The 8,353-nt window shown below is 69.5% G+C and carries 7 protein-coding genes; 5 read left to right on the forward strand and 2 right to left on the reverse strand.

All coding sequences use genetic code 11. The features are described 5' to 3' along the window. Positions 1–9: 9 nt before the first annotated feature. Positions 10–708: a hypothetical protein gene (locus tag RMCN_RS05935; RefSeq protein WP_067387815.1), complete on the forward strand. Its 699-nt coding sequence runs from the start codon at positions 10–12 to the stop codon at positions 706–708. A gap of 66 nt (positions 709–774) precedes the next feature. Here the strand turns inward: RMCN_RS05935 and RMCN_RS05940 are convergent, their stop codons facing one another. Next, a complete protein-coding gene (locus tag RMCN_RS05940; RefSeq protein WP_067387816.1) occupies positions 775–1,551 on the reverse strand; it encodes an ESX-1 secretion-associated protein in 777 nt (258 codons plus the stop codon). A 47-nt stretch (positions 1,552–1,598) separates the two neighbouring features. Beyond that, complete coding sequence (locus RMCN_RS05945; protein WP_067387817.1) at positions 1,599–3,692, reverse strand: AAA family ATPase; 2,094 nt, start codon at positions 3,690–3,692, stop codon at positions 1,599–1,601. A gap of 140 nt (positions 3,693–3,832) precedes the next feature. Here RMCN_RS05945 and RMCN_RS05950 point away from each other — a divergent pair, with 140 nt between their 5' ends. The 4 genes from RMCN_RS05950 to RMCN_RS05965 all read left to right on the forward strand — a co-directional run bounded on the left by RMCN_RS05950 (position 3,833) and on the right by RMCN_RS05965 (position 8,155). Then, positions 3,833–4,408, forward strand: a complete 576-nt coding sequence (locus RMCN_RS05950) for a cytokinin riboside 5'-monophosphate phosphoribohydrolase (protein ID WP_067387818.1) — start codon at positions 3,833–3,835, stop codon at positions 4,406–4,408. Positions 4,409–4,457: 49 nt separating this feature from the next. Continuing rightward, positions 4,458–6,239, forward strand: coding sequence for a long-chain-acyl-CoA synthetase FadD6 (gene fadD6 / locus RMCN_RS05955; RefSeq protein ID WP_067387819.1), 1,782 nt, complete (start codon positions 4,458–4,460; stop codon positions 6,237–6,239). A gap of 144 nt (positions 6,240–6,383) precedes the next feature. Next, on the forward strand, positions 6,384–7,208 hold the full coding sequence (gene folP / locus RMCN_RS05960) for a dihydropteroate synthase (RefSeq protein ID WP_067387830.1): 825 nt from the start codon (positions 6,384–6,386) through the stop codon (positions 7,206–7,208). Then, positions 7,205–8,155, forward strand: a complete 951-nt coding sequence (locus RMCN_RS05965; protein WP_067387820.1) for a glucosyl-3-phosphoglycerate synthase — start codon at positions 7,205–7,207, stop codon at positions 8,153–8,155. The genes folP and RMCN_RS05965 overlap by 4 nt, the downstream gene beginning before the upstream one ends. The last annotated feature ends 198 nt before the right edge of the window (positions 8,156–8,353 follow it).

Consider the following 8,353-nt stretch of genomic DNA (forward strand, 5'->3'; position numbering starts at 1 on the left):
GGAGCGCGCATGGGTAGCCCACTGAGAAAGCCCGACGCCATCAGCTGGAACGCGGCGGCGGTCAAGCTGCCCGAGATACCGATGATCCCGGCGGGACAGGACGCGATGAGCGCCACCATTTCGGCGGTGCTGCCTACCTTGGCCGCCCAGCTGACCGCGAACGTCGCCGCGCTGTCGGCCAAGGAGAACACGTTCTCGGGAAAGGTGGTCGCCGCGCAGGCCGCTTATGAGAACTCCGACGACGCCGGCTCTCAGTCGGTTGGCCAGATCGTCGGGATGCTCGGCCAGGTGGGGCAGCAGGCCGGTCAGATGGGGCAGATGGCCGGAGCGCCCGCCCAAGCCCTCGGCGGGCAGACCGGAATGTTCGGCTCGCTGATGCAACAGGCCATGCAAGGAGCCCAGTCGCCAGGCGGCCCGTCCGCCACCGGTGCGGGCGGCGGGGGTGCGGCACCGAGCGGTGGTGCCGCCGCGACGGCCGGGCCGGCGGGGCACAGCCCAGGTGCCGGCGCGCCGCAGCCACGCGACGACGCCGGGCCCCAGGCCGGCGAATCCGACGATCGGGAGGACCGCCAGCCGTTACACCGCGCCGACGACCGCCCGTGGGACGCCGCCTCCGGTCCGCAGGGCGGCGAATCGGGCGCGGCCCCTGTCCCCGTCACGCCGCCGGAGGCGCGGCGCGGCGACGACGAGGTCGCCCGCAACCTGTAGCGCCCGTTATTGCGTCCAGGGTCGTGATCGCGCTCGACCAGCGACCCTCAGTGCAATATTCAGCGGCTACCCGACCTGAGGACGTGTCTGCGCGGGCCGGGGCGGCTCCGCACCTGTCGGCATCTCGGGAGCGCGAACCGCGCCCGTCGAACCACTCGGTGCGGCTTCGGCTTTCGGTTCGGCACGACCCGGCTCGGACGGTTCCTCGGCGTCTTCCTCGGTTCGTTCACCGGTACGTTCGGACTCGTCACCGCCGTCCTCGTGCGCAAGGGTCTCGTCTTTTCGGCCGGCCTGCTGAACGCCTTGCGCGACCATCTGCGGAACCTGTTGCAGCCCTTGGGCAAGACCCAGCAGCGGCGCCGTCATCGAGCTGAGCAGCTGCCCGACCTGCTGTCCGACCTGGCCGAGCATCTGGCCGACCATCTGATCACCGCCGGGCGGGCCTACGGCGCCGTTCGCCGGCGCGCCGCCAACCGCACCACCGACGCTAGCCGCCGGACCGTCTTCCCCTTGCGTATCCCGTTGACCGTCAAGCGCTTCGGCGGCCGCTCGCAACGTCTCGGCCCCTTCGTGATCACCGTCCTCATACATCTGCGCGGCCTTCCGCAGCAGTTCGGAGATCGTTTCGCCCACGTCGGCGGTGGTCTGCACGGTGCCGACCCGGGCGTCGAGCGCGTTCGACAGCGCGGCGCTCACCCCGGCCGCGATCTGGCCGTGGCTGGTCTGTACTCCGGCCAGCCCCGGCGCGTCCGCGCTGAGCACGTGCGACAGGTCCGTCGCGACCCGGTCGTGGAGCGAGGCGGATGACCGCAACCCGTCGGTCTGCGCGAACAATCGGCTCATGCCAATCAAGCCTAGGGTCGCGACAGAGCCCGTCCCGACACGAATTTTCAGCGGTGGGCTTCGGCGTGGGCTGCGGCGTCCGCGGCGGCACCGTGCCACCCGCACGCCGCATAACCCTGAGACGCCTCGGCCAGCGCGGCGGCATCCCGCGCGGTGAGCGCCCGGGCGTGTGCCAGCGCCAGCCGCCCTGTGTCGCAGTCACATTCGACGCTTATCCGCTCGATCGCGTCGACCGCTCGGATGTCGCCGAGCCGTACCGCGTCCACCAGAGACCGCAGCGCGACGGCCGTCTGCCCACCGCGCTCCGCATTACGCACCGCCTCACGGGCGGCGGCGACGGCACCGTGCTCGTCGCGGCGTGCCCACATCGTCCACGCCCGTGCGAGTGCCAACTCCGGGGCGAACAACATCGACTTCAACCCGTGCCGAGACTCGGCGCGCGCCAACGCCTTTCCCGCCTCGACTCCTGCGCCGAGCTGACCGAGCGCCTGGGCCAGCAGCATCCACGCCAACGGACCCCACGAATAGCCGGTCGGCGCCAGCGCGGCGGCGGCACGACGCAGCAGGCGCACCGCCTCCTCGAGCTCTCCCTTGGCGATCAGCACGTCGGCCACCAGCACCTCACCGATCGCGCGCCCCGGTTGTTGCAGTTGCGCGAAGTCGGTGAGCCGCCGGGCAAGCTGCTGGGCCCGGTCCAGTTCACCCGCCATCACCAACGCCGTCGTCTGCCCGAATCCGCTGGTGAACCGCAGAAGCCCCGGATGTCCGGCGGCCATCGCCCGCTCGGCCAATGCGTCGACATCGGCGAAACGGCCCGTCCGCGCCGAACTCAGCGCCGCGGCCGCCGCCGCCCAGCCGACCGCGGTGTCATCGGCCTCCGGCGACGACAGCACGTCGGCGGCCACCTCCATCGCGCGCGACACGCTCCCGGCGTTCATCGCGAACGTCGCCGACAACGCATCGAGCGTGATGCGTGCGGCCGGCGACGACACCCGGTTGCGCGTCGCGCGCAGGAACGCCGTCGCGCGCTCAGGCTCGGACAGCATCCAGAACTGATTGGCGGCCCGCGGCAGCGCCCACGCCATCAACTCCGTCTCGGACAGCGCGGCGCCGTCCACACCGTCGAGCACCGCGTCCGCGTCGCGGCCCCGCCCCTGCCACGCCAGCGCGTACGCCAGCGTCAGCCGTGTCGGGAGGTCGTCGGGTGCGCCCTGCAGCGCGGCGCGGCCGAGCCGTTCGCTGAGCACCAGATCGCCGAGGCGCAACGCCTCCGCGGCCGCCGCGGACAACTCTGGCGGCCCTTGCGGGCTGTCGCTGTCGAGCGCCAGCACCGCGCGGCGCAACCTGTCGACAGCGCCCCGGCCGGGCCGCCCGGCCAGCCGGTCGACCAGTTCACCGCGCAGCCTGCGCAGCTCCGGACCGCCCGACGCCTCGCGAACCGAGTCGGCGAACAGCGGGTGCGCCGGGTGCACCCAGCCGTCCTCGACCACCACGGCACCCGACGCCGCTGCGGCCTCGACCGATTCCGGGCCCACCAAGGCTTCGAGCTCGTCGAGTGCCAGCGGGTCGTCGACGGCCAGGTACTCCAGGACGCGTTGGGCGGGGCCCGGTAGCGCGCCGACGAACTCGCCGACCGAAGCGGCCACCCGACGGTCGTCGTGACCCGGCGGCTCGAGGTCGATGCGCTCGACGAGCCCGTCGTCCCACAACGCCGAGACACCGTCGGCCATCACCCCGGCCGGTGCCACCGTCACGATCAGCGCGGCCGCCCCACTGACCGCGAGCTGGTAGATCAGTGCCGCCGACAACGGGTCCAGCAGATGAGCGTCGTCGACCACCAGCAGGCGTCCGTCGCCCAATGTCTCACGCGCGCCGCGCAGAACGTCTGCGGTCTTGCCGGTGTCGGCGACGTCGATGAGGCGACTGACCGCCGCGAACGGGACAGCGGCCATGGGCGCGGTGGCGGTGACCCAGTCGACGCGGTGGTAGGCCCCCGCGAGCCGGTCGGCCGCCGCTCGCGCCAGCGTCGTCTTACCCACTCCGGCGGGACCGATCAGCACAGCGCCGGAACGCTTCTGCAGACCGGCTTCGATCGAATCGAGTGCCGGTCCGGGCGGCGAGGTGACCCACTCAATCGGCACCGCCGGAGTCTATGGCCAAAACGACCGCCGCACTCCTGAACGCGGCCGGGGGCCGCTTGATCGTCGTGCGGCTGAATCGACGGCCGCACTCCTCAACGCGGCCGGGGGCCGCTTGATCGTCGTGCGGCTAGGGTCTGCTCGTGTCCGCAGAACCCACTCCCCGCGAATCCGATCGCCAGTGGGCGGTGTGTGTCTACTGCGCGTCGGGTCCGACGCACGCCGAGCTCATCGAGCTTGCGGAAGAAGTCGGGCGGGCGATCGCCGAGCGGGGCTGGAGCCTGGTCTCCGGTGGCGGGAACGTCTCGGCGATGGGTGCGTTGGCGACGGCGGCCAGGTCGCGCGGGGGCCACACCGTGGGTGTCATCCCGAAGGCGCTGGTGCATCGCGAGGTCGCCGACGTCGACGCCGACGAACTCGTCGTCACCGACACCATGCGTCAACGCAAGGAAGTGATGGAGGGGCGGGCGGACGCGTTCATCGCCCTGCCCGGAGGCATCGGCACGCTCGAGGAATTCTTCGAGGCCTGGACAGCGGGCTATTTGGGTATGCATGACAAACCGGTCGTGCTGCTCGACCCCATCGGGCACTACGACGGACTGTTGGCATGGCTGCACGGTTTGCGCGACAGCGGGTACGTCGCGCAGGGGGCACTGGATCGACTGGTCGTCGTCGTCGACGTCGAGTCGGCCATGACGGCGTGTGCGCCACCGACATGAACACGGTCACTAGGGTGTGCGACAAACGAACAGGGAGGGACGAAGGCGCATGACCGAGAAGTCGGGGACTCGCCGCAGCGTTGGTTTATTGGACATCGCCGCCCGCGCACCGGGCCTGATCGCGGACTTGCCGACGATCCTGCGCGGCGTCGTCACCGGTTTCGGTGCCCGGCCCTCGGCCAAGACCTCGATCGGCAAGGTGTTCCAGGACCGCGCCGCACGCTACGGCGACAAGGTGTTCCTCCGGTTCGGTGACGAACAGATCACCTATCGCGAGGCCAACGAGACCGTCAACCGCTACGCCGCGATTCTGGCTGCCCGCGGCGTCGGCCACGGCGATGTCGTCGGCATCATGCTGCGCAACTCCCCGGAGCCGGTGCTGCTGATGCTGGCCTCGGTCAAATGCGGCGCGGTCGCCGGCATGCTCAACTACAACCAGCGAGGCGACGTGCTCAAGCACAGCTTCGGCCTGCTGGGCGCCAAGGCCGTCGTGGCCGATACCGACTTCGTCGAGCCGATCACCGAGTCCGGCGCCGACACCGACGGCCTACTCACCATCGATGACCTCAAACGCCTGGCCGCGTCGGCACCTACCGGCAACCCGCCGACCACCGCGGCCGTGCTCGCGAAGGACGATGCTTTCTACATCTTCACGTCCGGCACCACCGGCATGCCGAAGGCCAGCGTGATGACCCATTACCGCTGGCTGCGGGCGCTCGCCGGGTTCGGTGGCCTCGGAATGCGGCTGACCAGCAAGGACACGCTGTACTGCTGCCTGCCGCTGTATCACAACAACGCGCTGACGGTCGCGTTGTCGTCGGTGCTGAACTCCGGGGCGACGCTGGCGATCGGCAAGCAGTTCTCGGCCTCCAAGTTCTGGGACGAGGTGATCCGCTACGACGCGACCGCGTTCGTCTACATCGGCGAGATCTGCTCGTACCTGCTCAGCCAGCCGCCCAAGGACACCGACCGCAAGCACAAGGTGCGGGTGATCTGTGGCAACGGGCTGCGCCCGGCGATCTGGGAGGATTTCACCAAGCGGTTCGGCATCGAGCGGGTGTGCGAGTTCTACGGCGCCAGCGAGGGCAACACCGCCTTCGTCAACGTCTTCAACATTCCGCAGTCCACCGGTATCTGCCCGTCGCCGGTGGCGTTCGTCGAATACGACCCCGAGACCGGCGATCCGCTGCGCGACGACAAAGGCCGGGTCAAGAAGGTGCCCACCGGTGAACCGGGCCTGCTGCTGTCCAAGGTCAGCAACTTCCAGCCCTTCGATGGCTACACCGACCGCGAAGAGACGGAAAAGAAGTTGGTGCGCAACGCTTTCCGCGACGATGACGTGTGGTTCAACACCGGCGACCTGATGCGCTCGCAGGGGTTCGGGCACGCGTCGTTCACCGACCGGCTCGGCGACACCTTCCGGTGGAAGGGCGAGAACGTCGCCACCACCGAGGTGGAGGCGGCGCTGTCCGCCGACCCGCAGGTCGAGGAGTGCACGGTGTTCGGCGTCGAGGTCGAGGGCGCGGGCGGGCGCGCGGGTATGGCCGCGATCCAGCTCAAGGAAGGCGAGAAGTTCGACGGCAAGGCGCTGGCCAAGGCCGCGTACGACAAGTTGCCCGGCTATGCGGTGCCGCTATTCGTGCGCGTGGTCGACGAACTCGCGTACACGTCGACGTTCAAGAGCCAGAAGGTCGACCTGCGCAAGGAGGGCTTCAACGTCGAGGAGATCGAGGACCCGATCTACGTGCTCTCCGGGCGCGACGAGGGTTACGTCGAGTTCTACGACGACTACCCCAAAGAGGTCGCCGACGGAAAGAAGCCCAAGAACTAGCGACTTGTGAGTGAAAACGTTCGCTGACCGATCGAAATCACGCACGAACCGCGCCGCCGTAGCCTGGAAGGCGTGACCACGCACCCCGGCCGGTTCTCAGGTCGTTTCCTGGGCCGACCCGTCGCCGCTGATCGAGCGCTGATCATGGCGATCGTGAACCGGACGCCGGACTCCTTCTACGACCGCGGCGCCGCCTTCACCGACGAGGCGGCCAAGGCGGCCGCGCACCGGGTGATCGAGGACGGTGCCGACGTCGTCGACGTGGGCGGAGTCAAGGCGGGCCCCGGCAGCACCGTCGACACCGATGAGGAGATTGCGCGCGTCGTTCCGTTCATCGAATGGCTGCGCGGCACCTATCCCGACCAGCTGATCAGCGTCGACACCTGGCGTTCGGCGGTCGCCAAACAGGCGTGCGCGGCCGGCGCCGACCTGATCAACGACACCTGGGCGGGCCACGACCCGGCGCTACCGGAGGTGGCCGCGGAGTTCGGCGCGGGGCTGGTGTGTTCGCACACCGGCGGCGCCCAACCGCGGACCAGGCCGTTCCGCGTCAACTACGGCATCACCGAACGCGGCGTCGTCGACGATGTGATCGCCGAGGTGACCGCGGCGGCCGAACGCGCGGTCGCGGCGGGGGTGACCCGCGATGCCATCCTGATCGATCCGACGCACGATTTCGGCAAGAACACTCACCACGGTCTTACTTTGTTGCGCCATGTGAAAGAGCTTGTAAACACTGGATGGCCCGTCCTGATGGCGCTGAGCAACAAAGATTTCGTCGGGGAGACTCTGGGTGTGGGTTTGACCGAACGCCTGGAGGGCACCCTGGCAGCCACCGCCTTGGCGGCCGCAGACGGAGCCGCGATGTTCCGGGTGCACGAGGTCGGACCCACACGGCGCGTTCTGGAGATGGTCGCGTCGATCCAGGGCGGCCGGCCGCCGACGCGCACGGTGAGGGGACTGGCATGACACTCACACCCGAACTTCCCGCTACCGACGTCGTCACCGCGCGGTGGCTCAACGACCACAGCTGGAACCGGCCGACGTGGACGATCGCCGACCTCGAGGCGGCCAAACGTGGCCGCACCGTCTCGGTCGTCTTGCCCGCCCTCAATGAGGAAGAGACGGTCGGCAGCGTCGTGGAGACCATCACCCCGCTGCTCGGCGGGCTGGTCGACGAGCTGATCGTGCTGGACTCCGGCTCGACCGACGACACCGAGATCCGCGCCCTGGCCGCCGGCGCGCGGGTGATCAGCCGCGAGGCGGCGCTGCCGGAGGTGACTCCGCAACCCGGCAAGGGTGAGGTGCTGTGGCGCTCGCTGGCCGCCACGACCGGCGACGTCGTGGTGTTCGTCGACTCGGACCTGATCGACCCCGATCCGATGTTCGTGCCCAAGCTGGTCGGACCGCTGCTCACCACCGACGGTGTCCACCTGGTCAAGGGCTTCTACCGCAGGCCCCTGAAGGTCAGCGGCAGCGAGGACGCCAACGGCGGCGGGCGGGTGACTGAGCTGGTGGCCCGGCCGCTTCTCGCCTCATTGCGGCCGGAGCTCAGTTGCATCCTGCAACCGCTGGGCGGTGAGTACGCCGGCACCCGCGAGCTGTTGACGTCCGTACCGTTCGCGCCGGGCTACGGGGTCGAGATCGGCCTGCTGATCGACGCCTACGACCGCCTCGGCCTCGACGGGATAGCCCAGGTCAACCTTGGTGTCCGCACGCATCGCAACCGTCCGCTGACCGAGCTGGCCAGCATGAGTCGTCAGGTCATCGCGACGCTGCTGTCACGCTGCGGGGTGCCGGACTCCGGCGTAGGGCTGACGCAGTTCTTCGCCGACGGCGAGGGCTACACGCCGCGGACGTCGTCGGTGTCGCTGGCCGACCGCCCCCCGATGGTGACGTTCCGCCCGCGCGGTTGATTTCCGGCGCGCGCCGCCGAACGTGGGTTACCCGCACATTTTTTCCGTCCGAAGTCAAGTGGTGAGTGCAACATCGGGGTTCATGCTGCTGCTTGGGTGATCAGTGCGTTGAGGCGGTCTGCGGGGGTGTCGAGGTTCAGGGTGGGTCGGGGCCGAGTGTTGAGGGTGTCTTGGATGCGTTGCAGATCGGCCTTGGAA

This window comes from Mycolicibacterium novocastrense (assembly GCF_001570485.1).
Lineage (GTDB): Bacteria > Actinomycetota > Actinomycetes > Mycobacteriales > Mycobacteriaceae > Mycobacterium > Mycobacterium novocastrense.